Consider the following 17,201-nt stretch of genomic DNA (forward strand, 5'->3'; position numbering starts at 1 on the left):
GGAAAAGAAAAGTATGGTGTGGCTAGGGCGATCGCCTTGGGAGAAAAAGCTTAATTTTGGGTATCGCGATATTGCTTGAGTTCCGCTTTGAGGCTCGCAATTTCTGCCCGGAGATTGTCGATCATCTCCTGGAGGTCAGCGGGGCGATCATCGCCGTCAATGTCAATGGTGATCGGGCGGCTAGAATTACCTTGATTAGCCGCTTCCCGTTCGGCGCGGGCTTGGACTTCTTGGGCAAATTCCTGAAACCATTGATTGCGTTCTGCATCGAATTTACCAAGATCACTAAGCAGATCCGTCAAACTGTCTTCTACCCTCTCTTTGAGGACTTCTGCAAAGGCGCGGCCATAGGCCAGGGCTTGGAGGACGGGGTTGTTCATGGGACGCAACATTTCTTAATGGCTTTCGTAACAGATTATATCTATTAAACGAGGTTTCGTCTTTTGGCGATCGCCCCTGGGGTTTCCTTTTCACTGGGGCAATTGCCCCAGGAAAGTATGCTAAATTAGCAATCTCCCACTGGTCACCGATTCAAACGAGATATGAGCAGCGAAATCAAGCAAGTTTCTGGCACAGGGATCCCGCTCCGGGGCAACGACATCGACACAGACCGCATCATTCCCGCACGGTTTCTGAAGTGTGTCACCTTTGATGGCCTTGGGGAACAAGCTTTTGCGGACGATCGCCAGCAACTAGACGGCGAACATCCCTTTGATTTACCCCAGTATCAGAATGCGAATATCCTCGTGGTTAACGGCAATTTCGGCTGCGGCTCTTCACGGGAACACGCCCCCCAAGCCCTTTTGAAATGGGGTATTGAAGCCATTGTGGGTGAAAGTTTTGCGGAAATTTTCTTTGGGAACTGCCTCGCCAACGGCGTCCCCTGTGTGACGGCGGATCGGGCTACGGTCGAAGCATTACAAAGCCAGTTAGAAGCCAATCCCCAGGCGGCCACCAGCGTCGATCTAGAAAATTTGACAGTTTCCTGCGGTGATTGGTCGGGTCAAATCCAGCTAGGAGAAGGGGCTAGACAAGCATTGCTCGCTGGCACTTGGGATAGCTGCGGTCAATTGGTGGCAAACCAGGCGGAGATTGCCACAACGACGACAAAATTGCCTTACCTGGCCTGGGCCTAAACCATCATGGCCCAGTGGGAACTCTATAAGGAATTTCGCTTTGAGGCAGCCCACCAACTGCCCCACCACGATGGTAAATGTGCCCGTCTCCATGGCCATAGTTGGGTGATGCGAGTGTATCTGCGGGGCGATCGCCTCCAGGAAACGGGGCCAAAACAGGGGATGCTTTTCGATTTTGGCGAGATTAAAAAATACGTCCAGCCGCTACTAGATCAGTACCTGGATCACTACCATTTGAATGATTCCCTGGGGATGGAAAGTCCCACCAGCGAGGCGATCGCCCAATGGATTTACCAAGAACTAAAAAAGTGGATTTACCGGGTTTAGCGGCGGTAGAAATTAAAGAGACTTGCACCGCTGGCTGTATCTATACCGAAGATTGATGGTGACCCAGTTCTACCTTGGCCTTGATTTCGGGACTTCTGGGGCGCGGGCGATCGCCATTACAGGTGAGGGTGAAATTTCCCAGACAGTTAGTGTAAATCCCCTTGCACAAACGCCCCAGGGTTGGCGCGAGGCACTCTGGCATTTACTCGCCGCCCTCAATCTAGAGATTCGGCAAAATCTCCAGGCGATCGCCCTCAATGGCACCTCTGGCACAGTTCTACTCTGTGATGCCTCCGGAGAAGCGATTACAGAAGCCCTGCTTTACAACGATGACCGGGGCCAGACCGTTTTACCAATGCTCCGAGTCTTGGCACCGCCCCAACATCTCGTGCAATCGGCCACGGCCAGCCTCGCCAAATTACTCTGGTTTGAATCCCAGGGGTTAACCCAGGGGGCCAGCTATTTTTGCCATCAAGCGGATTGGTTAAGTTGCTTACTCCACGGCAACTTTGGCCTGAGCGATTACCACAACGCCCTCAAACTCGGCTATGACGTCGAAAATCTGGGTTATCCTTCCTGGTTACAACAGCATCCTCTGTTTCATTTACTGCCCCAAGTGCAAACCCCCGGTGCTGGGAAACAGAAGATTTTAGCGACGGTGGCTCGGCGGTTTGGGGTCAATCCCCACTGTCAAATTTGCGCCGGAACCACCGATAGCATTGCGGCCTTTATTGCCAGTGGTGCCCAGGAAATTGGGGAAGCAGTGACCTCCCTCGGCTCCACGTTGGTGCTGAAATTGTTAGGCGATCGCCCGATTCAAGACCTGGCCGCCGGGGTCTATAGTCACCGGTTTGGTCATCTGTGGCTCGTGGGTGGCGCTTCAAATACAGGCGGTGCTGTGCTCAAACATTATTTTGATGACACACAACTGCAACAACTCAGTGCCACTATTAATCCCCACCAGGACAGCGGCTTAAATTATTATCCGTTGCTACGGCCTGGTGATCGCTTTCCGATTAATGACCCAACTTTGCCACCAAAATTAACCCCACGGCCTGAAGACCCCCGCCAGTTTTTGCAAGGCCTCTTAGAAGGCATCGCCCGCATTGAAGCCCAGGGTTACCAAAAGTTACAGGCCCTAGGAGCGCCTCCCGTGAGCACTGTCTTTACCGCTGGTGGTGGGGCAAAAAACCCAATCTGGACACAAATTCGTGCCCGTTACCTCCGTTGTTCAGTGCTTATTTCACCCCAACCAGAAGCCGCCTATGGGAGCGCTCTCCTCGCCCAACGGGGACTGCCCAGAGCCTAATCGTGGAAGCCGGGATTCCAAATGCCGAGATAAAGGCGATCGCTATCGTTGCGTTTAATTTGGCCCCGGTGGTTGGCCGTGGTGAAGGATTGGGAACTGCTATCGCGGTTGTAGACACTAGCCACCGCTTGGTTCACTTCCGGGGGCACGCCTTCGGGCAAGAGGCCACCCAGGGTTTGTTGGATCACGCTGAGGTCAGTCCCCACGGGAAAAGTGATTTCCGTCTGGGCTAAGGTGCCCGTTGTGTTATCAACGATGTAGCCGAGGCTGACATTCGCCGGGCCATAGTTGCGATACAAAATCGCCGTACTATCACCCCAAAAGCCAGGCCGTTGATCGGTGGGGGGCACAGCAATAATTTGGGGAATGGCGGCGCCGGGAGTCCCCACGGGAATTAACGGAATTTCTCCGGGACTGGGAGTAGGTTCTGGGGTCGGTTCTGGCTCCGGCTCCGGCTCTGGAATGGGTTCGGGTTCTGGCTCTGGTTCTGGAATGGGTTCGGGTTCCGGTTCCGGCTCTGGGGTCGGTTCGGGTAGGGGAGTCTCAAGAACAGGCGAATTGCTCTCTGTGTTCAAGGCTGGATCTTCGGGGAAAGTTTGAGGTTCAGGCGATCGCCCGACAAGGGCAAAGGTCAACCAAATTCCCGCACTGATGCCAATACCGCTAAACAAAACCGTGAGAATCGCCAAACGCCAACAGCCACCATTTTCTGTTTCCTGGGGTTGGGCGGCGGTGGTGCTTGTCGGTAATGTGGTACGTCTTGCCACGGGGGGCGACCCCACAACCCGCGTGGCGGTGGTTTGATTGCCATTAACTACAGGAGCCGGAGCCGCCGCAGTGCCCACTGCATTCCGGAGAGCATTTAACATTGCCTGGGCCGTGGGAAAGCGATCGCGGGGATGGAATTTCACCGCCTTCGCAATGACTTGACCCAATGGCGTTTGCAGATAGGGAAAATCCTGCTGCCAAATCAATTCCCCCGTTTGGGGATCGTTGGGAAACTGTTGGGGAGATTGGCCAGTGAGGAGAAAAATCGCCGTAAACCCAAGGCCATACAAATCACTGGAATAGACGGGACGCCCGGTGCCCTGTTCGGGGGCCATGTAGCCGGGGGTGCCGATCGCCACAGAGACGGGCTGGCTCAAGTCCAGGTGAATGGCGGTGGTCAGGGCTTCCTTGACGGCCCCAAAGTCAATTAAAACAGGTTTGCGATCGCTACTGCGCAGAATAATATTTTCTGGCTTAATATCCCGGTGAATGATGTATTGGTCATGAACCAGTTGGAGGACAGGCAACAAGTCCAGCAAAATTTGTTGTACCTGGAGTGGGCTTAGGCTGCCCTGCTGTTTAACGATGTCCTGGAGTGTCAGCCCATCGATCCATTCTTGCACCAAATAAAATCGTCCCTGCTCCTCAAAGTAGGCGTAGAGCTTGGGGATCTGATTATGTTTTTCCCCCAGGCCTTCGAGGATGGCGGCTTCCCGTTGAAAGCGTCGCTGCATCTCCTGGACCGTTTGGGGGCTGGTGGCCTGTACCTTGAGGGATTTCAGCACACATTGCCGTTGGGAGGGCAGTTGTAGGTCTTTCACCAAAAAGGTATCCCCAAATCCACCCTGTCCGAGGGTCTTCACGATTTGGTAACGGCCATTGATCAAGGAAGATTGCATAGGGATTTGGTTACGAAAAGGCGTGAATTTTATTTTACATTCCCCGTTTCTGAGTTGGCGATCGCCGATTACCGTAGCAGCCACTACAATTGCAAGCAGTTTCTTTGCGCCCCCAAGCGGGCGTCCCTGCCATGACCCAGCCGTTCCATCCCCCATCAGAAAAACTCAACCTATCGACAAAAATTGCCTTTGGGGCGGGCGATATTGGGCCAGCTCTCACGGCAAATGTCTTGGTTTTCTTTCTGCTTTACTTTTTTACCCAGGTAGCGGGTTTACCACCGGGCCTGGCGGGGAGCATTTTGATGATCGGCAAAATTTCCGATGCCATCAATGATCCGATTGTGGGGGTTTTGAGCGATCGCACCCGTCATCCCTGGGGCCGACGCTTGCCCTGGATGCTGGGGGGAATTGTTCCCTTTGTCTTTGTCTTTTTTGGGCAGTGGTTGGTTCCCCAATTGAGCGAAATTGATCAAGTGAATGATTGGTTTTTGTTTGGCTACTACATCGTGATGGGGATTTTATTTAATCTGGCCTACACAGCGGTCAATTTGCCCTATGCCGCCCTCACTCCAGAGTTAACCCAGGATTACCACGAACGCACCAGCCTCAATAGTTTTCGGTTTAGTTTTTCCATTGGCTCTAGTATTTTTTCGCTGATTGTGGCGCGGTTAATCTTCCAAGCTTATCCCGATGATCCCCTAAAGCAATACAGTCTCCTGGGTCTGGTTTGTTCAGTGTTTGCGGGCTTGGCGCTGTTGTGGTGTACGTTGCGGCTCCAAGAGAAGGGGCGATCGCCAATCCTAAACCCTCGGCAACGACAGCGATTGGGTCAAGGGTTATGGGGAATGGCTGGGGTGAGTGGCCTGGCTGGGTTGGGGTTGCTCCAGGGGCCAATTTTATGGCCATTTTTGTTTATTTCTGCGGGGCTATTGCTGGCGGTGGCGGGTTGGACATTCGTGCGCTCTGTGCCGGAACCCCATTTAACAGTACCTTTGGCTGAACAAACGGATCTTGCGGCCCCGATTCCCTTCCGGGAGCAACTGAAAATTGCCTTTAGTAACAAACCCTTTCTCTTCGTGATTGGGATCTATCTGGCCTCTTGGCTGGCGATTCAATTAACCGCTTCGATCTTGCCCTATTTCGTGATCAATTGGATGGGCTTACCAGATGCGATGTTTCCCAATGTGGCTCTGGCGGTGCAGGGAACAGCCCTGGTGCTTTTATTTGTGGCCAGCGCCCTCAGTCAACACTTAGGGAAAAAAACGGTGTATTTTGGGGGCGTTTTCCTATGGATTATTGCCCAGGTGGGGTTATTTTTCCTACAACCGGGACAAATCGGTTTAATGTTTGCCTGTGCAATCTTGGCCGGCTGTGGGGTTTCGGTAAGCTATCTGATCCCCTGGTCGATGGTTCCCGATGTGATTGAACTAGATGAACTCACCACCGGACAACGGCGGGAGGGGGTCTTTTATGGTTTTATGGTGCTCCTCCAGAAAATTGGCTTGGCCATTAGTTTATTTCTGGTGGGTCAGGCCCTGGCCTGGGCTGGTTTTGTTGAATCTGTGCCGGGCCAAGCGCCCCCGGTGCAGCCTGATTCTGCTCTCTTGGCAATCCGCTTGGCGATCGCCCCCTTACCGACCCTTGCGCTTATCATTGGCTTAGGACTCGCTTACTTTTATCCCATCACCCAGCAATACCACGAAGAAATTCGTCTCAAACTCGCTGAACGACGCGTTGATCAAGCCTAGTTGCAGCGGCGATCGCCCCACAAAGTGCATCAGTAAATAGGCGGCACAACTAAGACTGGGCAACACACAAAAATTCCCACTTAAAATCAAGAGCCATGACAACCACACTTTTTACCGCCCCCCGCACCCTCTTACAAATGATTGCCACTGGTGCAGTATTTGTGTCCGGATTCTCCGCCAATGCCCTTCCTACCACCGCTTCCCCTTTAACCGTAAGCCCCGCCCAGGATGCAACGTCCCTATTTTTTGAAGATTACACCTGGTGCGACGCAAAAATGCTGGGGGAATTCTGGGGAGAAGGCCCCGGTAATGCCAAGGTCAGTGCCGGCAAACTCCTCCAGGATGGTGACTATCAAACCGTTGAAAGTAAATTAACGGCGGCCCGGGACTATTACGGTGGCCAAGGTCTTTGCAACTATACCGACGAAGGCTTTAGCTATGAAGATATGGTTGTCGTCGCTGAATATTGGGATGTGTCTGTGACTGAAGCAAAAACAACCATCGCTGACAAATTGGAATGGGGCTTACCGGGTGTTGCCCATGACATCGTTGAGATGGCCTACGCCGAGCAATCCCACTATGATCCCACCGCGATTGTCGAAACCATCGCCTTTGAGAATTTGAATCGTGATGGCCACACTTTGGGTTATTTTGTCCAACGGGCCGATGGTCTATGGGTCGAGCTTACTGCTGCCGGGGAAGAAATTTTTTACTTCAATGAAATTGAGCGGGATCCGTTGGTGGTGACCCTCTTCGACGCTTCACGCAATATGGAAATTCATTTGGACTATCATTTCAATCAAATTCAATATCGCTATTCTTCCGATCCGGGTGCGCCCCAGCCCCTCTATGCGATGGGTTTCTAAGCGGCAATCGTCTTGGGAGGTGAGCCATCATCTCCCACATTTTTTTTGATAAACATCGACGACAACAGACAAGGGCCGAGGCGCAAAAACTGTGATTACTCTAGATTGGAAAATTGGCTTTGAAATTGAGTTATTGGCACCATCAGGAAGCAGTCGTCAGGAGCTAGCAGCGGCGATCGCCACTGCCCAGGGGGGGCAAGTCCATCGCTTTTTTCACCCCCAATCGGAACCCAGCAAAGTACCGGGTAAACCAGTCTTCCACAATTTAACCCTCGGCTTTGAGATCCGAGATCCCCAGCAACGGATGATCGCCCAATGTGTCGATGATCTAACGTTACAAAAAGACTTGAATCGCCAGGCCAAACCCCAGGCAGGTTGGTATCGCATTGTCAGTGATGACGAGCGTCTGCTGCGTTTGATTGCCCGTCAGACCGAGGCTAAAGCCCCTTTAGAAACCGTGATGGAACCTATCGGCGATTTGTTTGGCACGGTACCAGAACCGGGGCCAGGGGGGATGCGGCGGGTGAATGATCAAAGCGGGGCATCCGTGGCGATCGCCGCCCCACTACCCGGAGAACGAGAACGTCCCTGTGAATTGATTACAGCGCCCCTGGAGACAGACCACGAGCATCAATTAGAAACCCTATTATCCTTAGCGCGGCACCTAAAATTTACAGCTCCCGTTGAAGGCGCAACTCACCTTCATTTTGAGGCGACGCCCCTCCAGTCAGCCCCGGCGATCGCCAATTTAGTGAATCTGTTGTGGCGCTATGGGGCTATTCTCAAAACTCTTATGGGCACGAATCCCCATTGTCGTCGCCTCGGCCCCTGGCCCGAAACCCTTTTCACCACCGTGAACCAGCCGGAATTTCGACAACTTCCCTGGCCCGCCGTCCAGCAGCAACTCCATCGCCTCAAGCTGACAAAATATTGTGATTTTAATTTGGTGAACTGCATCAATGCCCTACCCTACAAAAACACGATTGAGGTGCGGATTCTCCCCGTTTGGCTAGAGACAACGCCAATTCTTCAGGCCGCTTCTTTATTTACCGCCGTTTTACATTTGGCTGCTCAGGGAGAGGCGATCGCCCCAGGCCCCCCAGAAAAATATACCCGTGCGAATGTCCAAGCTCTTTTGCAGCAACTGCAACTGGATACAGAGCAAATTGATCTTTGGTTGCAACAGGTGCCCCAAGGCAAGGCCCGGAAAAAAGGTTTTCAGTAATTTCAACGATGGAACCCTTAGATTAAGCGCTATCGCTAGGGCGACAAAGGCTGACCGCACTGGGTACAAAAGCGATCGCCTGCGGTAATGGCTTGACCACATTGGCCGCAAAACCGTTTTGGCTTATTATTTGCTGTCGAATTTGCTGCTGGCGTCGGTTGCTGCTGGGCCGGCTGATTCAGATCATCGATCCGCATCTCCATATTGCCCAGGCGCATTTCCATCGGCTTCATTTTCATTTCCATGTTGCCCATTTTGAGTGGGGGCAGGGGTTCTAAAGGCGACATTGGCTCCGGAGATTTCGCCGCCGTTTGCTCTAAAGGCAGCGATTGGGCATCCTGTAAATTGAGGGGTTGTTCACAAAGGGCGATCGCCTGGCCTTGTACAGTGATTTGCGTCGTTTTTGTCGCGCTAAAAACCGTGATCACCGTGATTCCGCCCGCTTGCATCACCGTTGGTTGTGCCGTCCAGGTGCCCGTTAGGTAGCGGTTTGTGCTTTGTTGTTGTTGTCCGGGGCCAGTTTGACTGAGGGTAACGACCGTATAGGAACCTTGGTTCGCCAAATCAAGCCGTTGCCCAGAACCGAGATAACAGACGTAATTCATGGGGAAACTCCAACAATAATTTGCAAAAATAATGCTCGCGCAGCTTGGAAGATATGCGATGATTAACGTGACAGCAACTGGCTTTTGTCGTCCATATCCTGACAGGTTACGCTCGGCCAACCCAAAATTTTTTCTGTGAATCCCATCAGGTCAAACGAGGTCATCAAGATTGACGTATTGTTTAGGAATCTTAGTTCGCCAGGGTTTTATTCTCGCCGCCGATTCACGCACCAATGCGGGGGTTGATTACGTTTCATCCTATCAAAAGTTATTTGATTTTTCCTGCCCAGGGGAACGGGTGCTTATTCTCTGTACTTCGGGAAATTTATCCATTACCCAAGCCATCACGTACCAACTAGAACAGGAGATTCGCAGTGGTACGCCCCACAATCTCCATACGATTCCTAGTCTTTATGATGCCGCCCGCTACATTGGCAAAAAGACTCGCCAACTGCAACAGGAAGATCGACCTTGGCTCGAAAAGGATCACATTGATTTCCAGTGTAATTTTCTCCTCGCTGGGCAAATTGCCGGGGCACCACCGGAGCTTTTTCTCATCTATAGCCAAGGAAATTGTATTCGCGCGACCCCAGAGACCCCTTATCTACAGATTGGCGAAACGAAGTATGGCAAACCGATCTTGGATCGTACCCTTTCCTATGAGTCTTCTTTAGATGCGATCGCCAAATCAGCCCTCCTCTCCATCGACTCCACAATGCGTTCTAACCTGTCTGTGGGGCCTCCCATCGATATGATTTCCTATGCGGTCAATAGCCTCAAAATCCAGCACCGTTTGCGGTTAGAAGCCCGCGACCCCTACTTACTCAAAATTCGTCGCTATTGGGAAAATGCCCTCAAGCAAGCCTCCGAAGCAATGCCAGGGGTGGAATGGAACCGGGACTTTAATCAGCAGGATCAAGATCCGGCAAGTAACGGGACAGATTTCCTTGAGTGACGCAATCGGGAGTATTGTTTGTCATCCCTAATCACGATACAGACGCTAATTCTTTCGTCTGGCCATGCAAACTAGAGACACGTTCAAGATTGCCTTCGATCACGTCACAAAGCTCGTCTAAGGGCAGATCATTAACATCAAAACCAAAGGGATTTTCTAGCTCCCGGGCGACTTCTTCAACGCCCAGTAACAGGAAGCTAACCACAGCCACAATCGGAATCGCCCACCAGGTCATCTCAGGCACCAAGCGGAACGGTAAACCAAAACAATAAATTAAAATCAAACGTTTTAAATAGACACGATAGGTAATCGGAATTGGGGTGGTTAAAATTCTTTCGCAACCACTCACACTGTCCGTGAGATTATTCAGCATACCGGTGGTCATATTTAGCTGCGCATCCCCAAAATTTTTCAGCTTGAGTTGCTGATGTAGATAGGTGCGTAACCAAAATTGAATATCAAGGGGGCGATTTTTTGAGTCTTTCAGTTGCGCGACCTGCTCCGGCTCGACCAATGCTTCTAGTCTGTCGTTTACTTGGTCTCCCCGTAGGTGCAACTTGGTGGCGATCGCAAAAGCAAGCAGTAGATTTAAAGCCTGTTTTTTGCCCTGTATTTCTTTTTCTGTTGAGGTCGTAATCCCAATCAAAATTTCCTGGGCAAGGTTACGGATATTCACAACGATTCCTCCCCATGCTTTTCGCCCTTCCCAAAAACGCTCGTAGGATGTGTTAGTGCGAAAAACGATGAGCAAACCCAGAATCAGATTGTAAATAACATTTGTGGTCAAATCTCCCAGTTTTTCAAGATAGATAGGCAAACCCTGAAGGTAGATAAATGTCAATGCTGCAGTCAAAATACAGAAAAAAAGGATGCGCGGCAAAATCATAGACAAGACAGCCCCCTTGACCTGAAAGATAGTACTGAGCCAATCGGGTTTATCCAGTTTGTCAGAGGTAATCATCGGTATCTAAAGTAATTTTTTGTGTGAGTCAACAAATTAAATATTCGGTTTTCAAATCAGATTTTTAAGTATCATCTCCTGCAGGTAATTGGTTGGGAAAATAATCATTGTATTTATCCTGATTGTAATAATATAAAGTGCGAATAGGATAGGGGATATTAATATCAGCTGCGTCGAATACTTCTTTGATCTTAATAATTGCTAGGGTTTGGACGCGACGGACTTCTTTTTGTTTAGGCGTTGTCCAATAACGTACAACAAAGTCAATCGAACTATCGCCAAAACTGACGAGATCAATTTCGGGGGCAGGCTGCGCCAAAACCCCATCCAAATTACTGATGGTTTCCTGCAATAAATCCTTGGCCATCGGTAAGGGCGTATTGTAATCTACCCCCACGCCGAGATCAGTGCGCCGATTAGGATAAGCTGTTTTCACCATCACCGCATCAGTAAACACACTAGCATTGGGTAGCAAGACTTTTTCTCCTTGATAGGTGCGAATGCTCGTAGTCCGGATGCTGATATCTTCAATGATACCTTGGTAATCACTGACTGCAATTTCGTCACCAATGCGAAAAGGCTCTTCAACCAATAAGATAATACCCGCAAAAAAGTTTTTGACGATATCCTGAAAGGCAAAACCAATCGCAATGGAACCCACCCCTAAGGTGGCCACAATATCTCCTAAGCTCAAGCCCGGAAAGGCGATTACGCAGGCAAATAAAACACCTAAAACCCACGTCCCCACATAAACGCCTTTGTCGGCCAGAATTTGTAATGAATGATTTTTGATTGTTTTATTCGTGATTTCTTTTGTTATCTTCTGGGAAATTTCCGAGCAATATTTCGTTAAAAATATAATAATGATTCCAGTCAATAAACCAGGAATACGTTGAATGCTAATGCTTAAAATGGCTTGAAGACTGTTAATAATAGTTTCTGTGATCTGGCTCATAAAATGCGAGGCTTTAATTTGGGATAAAAGTTGGCGCCATCAAGCGCATGACGCAACGAAAATTTTAGAATTGGCAACAATGCCATCAGTAATTGAAGAAAATAAAAGGTATTTTGCTCAAGTTAACTGAACCGCTTTTATGGTGAAAGCTTTCCGTAGAACTGTCAAGTTAACAGGGTTTGGCATACGAAAATGATTCGTCAATTTCATTGCTTGGCTTGATTGATGACAGGCCCTAGGGCATTATTGCGATTGAAATTGTGTTTGAGAAAAAAGCTCATCATCAACCAGACGAATATTGCAGACTAAGCTCGTCTGGGGTCTCCCCAAAGCACTCTGGATATCCCCCGAAACCGGGGCCGCCCAGGGAGGTTCTCCTGTTGCTGCGACGACGATGTGATCATCTGTGACCGCTAATCCTAAGGTCGGATCAAAACCGCGCCAGCCTCCCCCCGGCATATAAACTTCTCCCCAGGCATGGAGTTCGTGTTGGGTTGTGGTTTTATCGCCCCGTTGGTAACCACTCACAAACCGGGCTGCTAGGCCGACGACTCGACAGGCCTCAACCCACAGCAAGGCAAAGTCGCGACAAGTCCCTGTCCGCTGGCTAAGGGTGACCCCAGGAAGTTGGGGTGCTCCCTCAAGGCGATGGATATAGCGACAATCTTCATAGATGCGCTGGGTCAGTTGGCTCACAAAGAGGCCGGCATTCCCTTCTACTTGGTGCAAGAGATCCTGGGCTAACTCCACGACGCGGGGATGGGGAGTGGTGAGTTGTCGGTAGGGATACAGTCTGAGGGCGAGGGAACTGGGGTAGTCCCAGGGACAGGCGATCGCCCAGGGAGCCATCAGGTAATCGAAAGGATTCTGACAGACGACTTCCACCTCTGCTGTTGTGACGAACTTTAGGGATTGCACAGGTTTGGGGTCAAACCAGAAGCGATCTGCCACATTGCCATCTGGGTCCAGGAGACGGGTGTGTTGCCGGGGTAAAGGGTCAACCTCTAAGTGAAACTGCCGGAGCCGTTGCTGGCCATCGGTGCGTGGACATAATTTGACACAATGACTGCCCAGTTCTACGGGATGACTATAGGTGTAGAGGGTCGAATGGGTAATCTGATAGCGCACAACACAGGCCTAAAAAAGTAAACAGTCAATTCAAACTAAACCGCCAGGGGGACAGCGATGAAATCTTCATAAATATCCTGACCAACGCGATTCAATTTACTCTGAAGATCGTCAAGAAATTCATGGAGGCCCTGGTCAAAAATTTCATCCATCGTCATGTAGTCCAACGCAGAACAGAGGCGACCAAGGGAGCGCTCACTAGAGCAACTCCAGCTCCCAACGGGAGTCCCGGCAATGCAATGGAGAGATTTTTGGGCTTCGAGCAACGAAAAACAAATCGACCGGGGAAACTGTGCATCCAAGATCAAAAAGGCGGCTACATTCTCTGGGGTAATCCGATGTTGGCGTTTGCGGTACATCTCGTAGGCACTGGCAGATTTGAGCAGGGCAATCCACTGTAAATTATCTAAAGGACTCCCCACATCCTGCAAAGAAGGTAAAAGGATAAAGTATTTCACATCAAGGATTCGCGCTGTTTTATCTGCCCGCTCCAGGAGACGCCCCAACTGGCCAAAGTGCCAGCCTTCATTGTGGGACATCGTCGCTTCCATAATGCCCGCGAACAGATGACTCCCCATGCGAATGGCGGGATAAAATTGATAACGCTCTTCTAGGGTCATGGGCTGACTCGCGGCCCGTTGTACTGTGTGATAAAGCTCGTTGAGCTGTTCCCACATTTCAGAAGAAATATTGGCCCGGACAGCGTGGGCATTTTCCCGCGCCCGTTTGAGGCAGGACACAATTGAACTGGGGTAGTTCTGATCAAAGGTTAAAAATTGCAGGACATTTTCGCTGGTGGCTTCGCCATAGGACTCGCGGAATAGAGCAGAATCTCCTGTGGTGGTGATCAGGGCTTGCCAATAGTTGGTGGTGGTTGTGGTATCTAGCAGGAGGGTTAAATTGACCTCCACAAAGCGGGCGACATTTTCGGCCCGTTCGACGTAACGATTGAGCCAATAAATAGAATCAGCAACACGACTCAACATGGTGGATCTTTACTCCTCGAATTTGCTTAGGGATAGGGTGTAGTAGGGAGTTTGCAGTTTGGCGTAATTTTTTTAGGCGGCCTTGGTATTAATCACCCAGGTATCTTTGCTGCCGCCCCCTTGGGATGAGTTGACGACTAGGGAGCCTTGTTTGAGGGCGACACGGGTCAGGCCACCGGGGTTAACATAGGTGCGATCGCCACCGTTGAGGATAAAGGGCCGCAGATCCACATGGCAGCCGACAAATGCGCCATCAATCAAGGTCGGGACTCGCGATAAACATAATGTGGGTTGGGCGATATATTTTCTGGGGTTAGCTTTGATATAGCCTTTAAATTGTTCCCGTTCGGTGGGGCTGGCGTGGGGGCCGACCAACATCCCATAACCCCCGGAGGCATCGGTGGCCTTCACCACAAGCTCGTCTAAATGGTTCAACACATGGGATTGTTGTTGGGGATCTTCACAAAAATAAGTCTCGACATTGGGCAAAATTTGGTCTTCGCCGAGGTAGTAGCGGATCATCTGGGGAACGTAGCCGTAAACCATTTTGTCATCGGCGATCCCTGTCCCTGGGGCGTTGGCGATCGCCACCCGTCCTTGGCGGTAGACTTCCATCAGGCCCGGCACCCCAAGCACTGAATCCGAGCGGAAAACGAACGGGTCTAAAAAGTCATCATCAATGCGCCGATAAATCACATCAATCCGTTGCAATCCCTTGGTGGTGCGCATCTGTAAATAACCATCCACCACGACCAGATCGCGGCCTTCGACCAACTCACACCCCATTTGCTGGGCGAGGTAAGAATGTTCAAAATAGGCAGAGTTGTAAATGCCCGGTGTCAGCACCACAACGCAGGGATCGGCAATGTGATCGGGGGCCAAATTCATTAACAGATTCAGCAGTTGCCCCGGATAGTCATCGACGGGTTGAATCTTTAGGGTATTAAAAAAGCTCGGAAAAAGACTTTTCATCACCCGACGATTTTCGAGAACGTAGGAGACCCCGGACGGACAGCGGAGGTTATCTTCGAGGACGTACCATTGACCCTGGCGATCGCGCACCAAATCAGTACCCGTAATGTGACACCATTTACCCTTGGGGGGTTTGAGGCCGATGCAGGGTTTTAGGTAGCCCGACGCTGATTCCACCACATGGCGCGGAATCACTTGATCCTTGATAATGCGCTGTTCATTGTAAATATCGTCAAGGAAATGATTTAACGCTTCGATGCGCTGTTGTAAGCCTTTTTCGAGCCAATCCCACTCCGTCTGGGCAATAATCCGGGGAATCACATCAAAGGGAAAAATCCGCTCCGTCCCCTGGTTATCGCTGTAAACATTGAAGGTCACGCCCAACTTGAACAACATATTTTGCGCAGATTTTTGTTGTTGTTCCAGAACGTTGAGGGGGAACTTGCCAATATGCTGAATCAACGCCGCTGCGGCTGGTCGTGGTATCCCCTGATCCGCAAAAAGCTCATCATAAAAATCTCCGGGGTTGTAACCTTCTAGACTATTTACCATGCCATTACCCTCGAACCTGCTGTGAAGTGGGGCCAAAGATCAAGCTACAGTTCAGGCGATCGCCAAACAGACCACTGCCTTCTGTGCTTAAATCGTCCCAGCTAGCTAGATGTATCAAGCATTGAGCGACTGAAGCTGTAACAAGTCATACAGCTACCAAAGACTTCACAAAAATCAAGCTTCCCAAAAGACACCCTTCTCGCTCGCTTAAACCCTAGTGGAATCTCCTCTGAAGCCAAAACTTTGACCTCTGCAACAAAAAAAGCCGAGGCGAAACCCCGACTTTCTAGTGTTTATTTTTTGCGATCGCCCGACGATTGACCGGAGACAATGCAGACCTTGATCGAAATTCTGGATTATTTGACGATGACCGATTTTAGATCAGCCACCCATGGTTGCTTGGGCAAGGCCGATAAAAAGTGGTATGCCGATGGCGATCGCCACAGGAGTACCGATGGCCGTAGACGAACCGATGTAAGCAGAAGGATTAGCAGACGGAATCCCAGCCCGTAAAGTAGGTGGCCCGGAGATGTCCGAACTAGACGCCGCAATAATCGCTAAGAGGGCAACACCACCAGGACTGAACCCCGTAGCATAGTGGGCGATCATGCCGAGACCAAAGGCAATAAACCCATGGAGTAGCGGCGCAATAAACGCATAGACAGCGTACCATTGAGCAACTTTGCGCAGTTCCCCAAGCCTAGACCAAGCTTCCATCCCCATCACCAGCATCAAAATCGAAAGGAAACCACGGAAGAGGGGCTCATAGAAACTTTCAAAGACACTTTCTGGCCGAGTCAATAAACCGAGAGCAAGACCGAGCAACAATGCTGATAGGGCAGAACCCTGGAGACTTTCCTTAACAATGGGCCAAATTTCAACCCGATTAGTAGCCTTACCACGCTTTTGACCCAGATATTCCTGCCTCGTGGTGGGATAAACGGGTTCACCAGAATATTCACCAGCGGCAACGGGTTGTTTGCTGAAATCATCGGCTTCAACCTCGCGCTGCTTGCTCTTATAAAGACTGGCTACAACAATCGCTGTCACCAGGGCGGGAATATCCATAAAAGGATAAAGTGCCGCTGCCCAAGGTTCGTAGAAAACACCTTGCCCTTCCATAACCGTGATTCCAGCAGCAAGGGTCGAACCACTCACTGCCCCAAACAAGCCGGCAGTTGCCACTGCATCTACGGTCCTAATACCTGGCAGTTTCGCTAAGGTAAAACGCCCAATAAAAACGATCAGAATGCCCATGAGTACAGCAAATAACGCAGGCAAGAGCATCTCCGTGATATTGGCATTACGAATCGCAATACCGCCGCTCAAACCGACTTTGATGAGCAGCATAAAAACGATGAACTTATACACTGCATCGGGGATTGTAAGTCGGCTACCGAAGGCAGCAATGACAATACCGCCAATTAAAAAGCCGAGCGTTGGGGACTGCAACTGCGACCCAAATTTCGTCAAAAAATCGGACAAAAAATCCACTAATACCTCCTTCCGCTTCCTCCCATGAAGAGCGGTAATTGTGAGCTTTGAATAGTAAGGCTGCAGGGCTTCACACCTACAGCGCGGGTACGATGCGAAAATCTGTTATCGGGCTTTTATAGATTTAGCTCTATTAACACCCAAATTTCTATGTGCTTAAGTCTATCTTGAATTGCGCAGATTTTTACGTTTTTCAGCCTGGATTTGATACGCAATGTCAAATTTAATTCATAAGTTTTTCTTTTCTATTGTCTTCATTGCTCCTAGTTAAGGTGAATGGTGTTCAAGTAAATGGCGATCGCCTATTGTTTGTGC

General features: G+C 50.3%; 15 protein-coding genes and 1 pseudogene. 7 read left to right on the top strand and 9 right to left on the bottom strand.

What is annotated here, in order from left to right; translation table 11 throughout:
* Window positions 1-50 precede the first annotated feature (50 nt).
* Window positions 51-380 (bottom strand): DUF6825 family protein, encoded by a 330-nt coding sequence (locus AACR41_RS07750; RefSeq protein WP_030007074.1) that lies wholly within the window; start codon window positions 378-380, stop codon window positions 51-53.
* Window positions 381-542: 162 nt separating this feature from the next.
* On the opposite strand from AACR41_RS07750, the gene leuD reads away from it, so the two are divergent.
* The 3 genes and pseudogenes from leuD to AACR41_RS07765 all read left to right on the top strand — a co-directional run bounded on the left by leuD (window position 543) and on the right by AACR41_RS07765 (window position 2,772).
* Window positions 543-1,136: a 3-isopropylmalate dehydratase small subunit gene (leuD, locus tag AACR41_RS07755; protein WP_030007075.1), complete on the top strand. Its 594-nt coding sequence runs from the start codon at window positions 543-545 to the stop codon at window positions 1,134-1,136.
* A 6-nt stretch (window positions 1,137-1,142) separates the two neighbouring features.
* Window positions 1,143-1,519, top strand: a pseudogene (queD, locus tag AACR41_RS07760) (6-carboxytetrahydropterin synthase QueD).
* Entirely contained in the window at window positions 1,519-2,772 is a 1,254-nt protein-coding gene (locus tag AACR41_RS07765; RefSeq protein ID WP_030007076.1) for an FGGY-family carbohydrate kinase, read from the top strand. The pseudogene queD and the gene AACR41_RS07765 overlap by 1 nt, the downstream one beginning before the upstream one ends.
* Here the strand turns inward: AACR41_RS07765 and AACR41_RS07770 are convergent.
* A complete protein-coding gene (locus AACR41_RS07770) occupies window positions 2,769-4,439 on the bottom strand; it encodes a serine/threonine-protein kinase (RefSeq protein WP_030007077.1) in 1,671 nt (556 codons plus the stop codon). The genes AACR41_RS07765 and AACR41_RS07770 overlap by 4 nt on opposite strands.
* A 131-nt stretch (window positions 4,440-4,570) precedes the next feature.
* Here AACR41_RS07770 and AACR41_RS07775 point away from each other — a divergent pair, with 131 nt between their 5' ends.
* The 3 genes from AACR41_RS07775 to AACR41_RS07785 all read left to right on the top strand — a co-directional run bounded on the left by AACR41_RS07775 (window position 4,571) and on the right by AACR41_RS07785 (window position 8,278).
* A complete protein-coding gene (locus tag AACR41_RS07775; protein WP_030007078.1) occupies window positions 4,571-6,187 on the top strand; it encodes an MFS transporter in 1,617 nt (538 codons plus the stop codon).
* Between the two features lie 95 nt (window positions 6,188-6,282).
* Entirely contained in the window at window positions 6,283-7,053 is a 771-nt protein-coding gene (locus AACR41_RS07780; protein ID WP_030007079.1) for a hypothetical protein, read from the top strand.
* 91 nt (window positions 7,054-7,144) lie between these two features.
* A complete protein-coding gene (locus AACR41_RS07785) occupies window positions 7,145-8,278 on the top strand; it encodes an amidoligase family protein (RefSeq protein WP_045441966.1) in 1,134 nt (377 codons plus the stop codon).
* Between the two features lie 35 nt (window positions 8,279-8,313).
* Here the strand turns inward: AACR41_RS07785 and AACR41_RS07790 are convergent, their stop codons facing one another.
* A complete protein-coding gene (locus AACR41_RS07790) occupies window positions 8,314-8,883 on the bottom strand; it encodes a zinc-ribbon domain-containing protein (protein WP_030007081.1) in 570 nt (189 codons plus the stop codon).
* A 169-nt stretch (window positions 8,884-9,052) separates the two neighbouring features.
* Here AACR41_RS07790 and AACR41_RS07795 point away from each other — a divergent pair, with 169 nt between their 5' ends.
* Window positions 9,053-9,838, top strand: coding sequence for a proteasome-type protease (locus tag AACR41_RS07795; protein WP_030007082.1), 786 nt, complete (start codon window positions 9,053-9,055; stop codon window positions 9,836-9,838).
* A 31-nt stretch (window positions 9,839-9,869) separates the two neighbouring features.
* Here AACR41_RS07795 and AACR41_RS07800 read toward each other — a convergent pair whose 3' ends face one another.
* The 6 genes from AACR41_RS07800 to AACR41_RS07825 form a co-directional block, all read right to left on the bottom strand.
* On the bottom strand, window positions 9,870-10,799 hold the full coding sequence (locus AACR41_RS07800) for a bestrophin family protein (protein ID WP_030007083.1): 930 nt from the start codon (window positions 10,797-10,799) through the stop codon (window positions 9,870-9,872).
* Window positions 10,800-10,863: 64 nt separating this feature from the next.
* Window positions 10,864-11,754 carry a mechanosensitive ion channel family protein gene (locus AACR41_RS07805; RefSeq protein ID WP_030007084.1) on the bottom strand — a complete coding sequence of 297 codons (891 nt, stop codon included), beginning with the start codon at window positions 11,752-11,754 and terminating at the stop codon, window positions 10,864-10,866.
* A gap of 243 nt (window positions 11,755-11,997) precedes the next feature.
* Window positions 11,998-12,882, bottom strand: a complete 885-nt coding sequence (locus tag AACR41_RS07810; protein WP_030007085.1) for a transglutaminase family protein — start codon at window positions 12,880-12,882, stop codon at window positions 11,998-12,000.
* Between the two features lie 35 nt (window positions 12,883-12,917).
* On the bottom strand, window positions 12,918-13,868 hold the full coding sequence (locus tag AACR41_RS07815) for an alpha-E domain-containing protein (protein WP_030007086.1): 951 nt from the start codon (window positions 13,866-13,868) through the stop codon (window positions 12,918-12,920).
* 72 nt (window positions 13,869-13,940) lie between these two features.
* Window positions 13,941-15,392 (bottom strand): circularly permuted type 2 ATP-grasp protein, encoded by a 1,452-nt coding sequence (locus AACR41_RS07820; RefSeq protein ID WP_030007087.1) that lies wholly within the window; start codon window positions 15,390-15,392, stop codon window positions 13,941-13,943.
* Window positions 15,393-15,773: 381 nt separating this feature from the next.
* Window positions 15,774-16,886 carry a sodium-dependent bicarbonate transport family permease gene (locus AACR41_RS07825; protein ID WP_030007088.1) on the bottom strand — a complete coding sequence of 371 codons (1,113 nt, stop codon included), beginning with the start codon at window positions 16,884-16,886 and terminating at the stop codon, window positions 15,774-15,776.
* Window positions 16,887-17,201: the final 315 nt, after the last annotated feature.

This window comes from Picosynechococcus sp. NKBG042902, assembly GCF_963864045.1.
GTDB lineage: Bacteria > Cyanobacteriota > Cyanobacteriia > Cyanobacteriales > MRBY01 > MRBY01.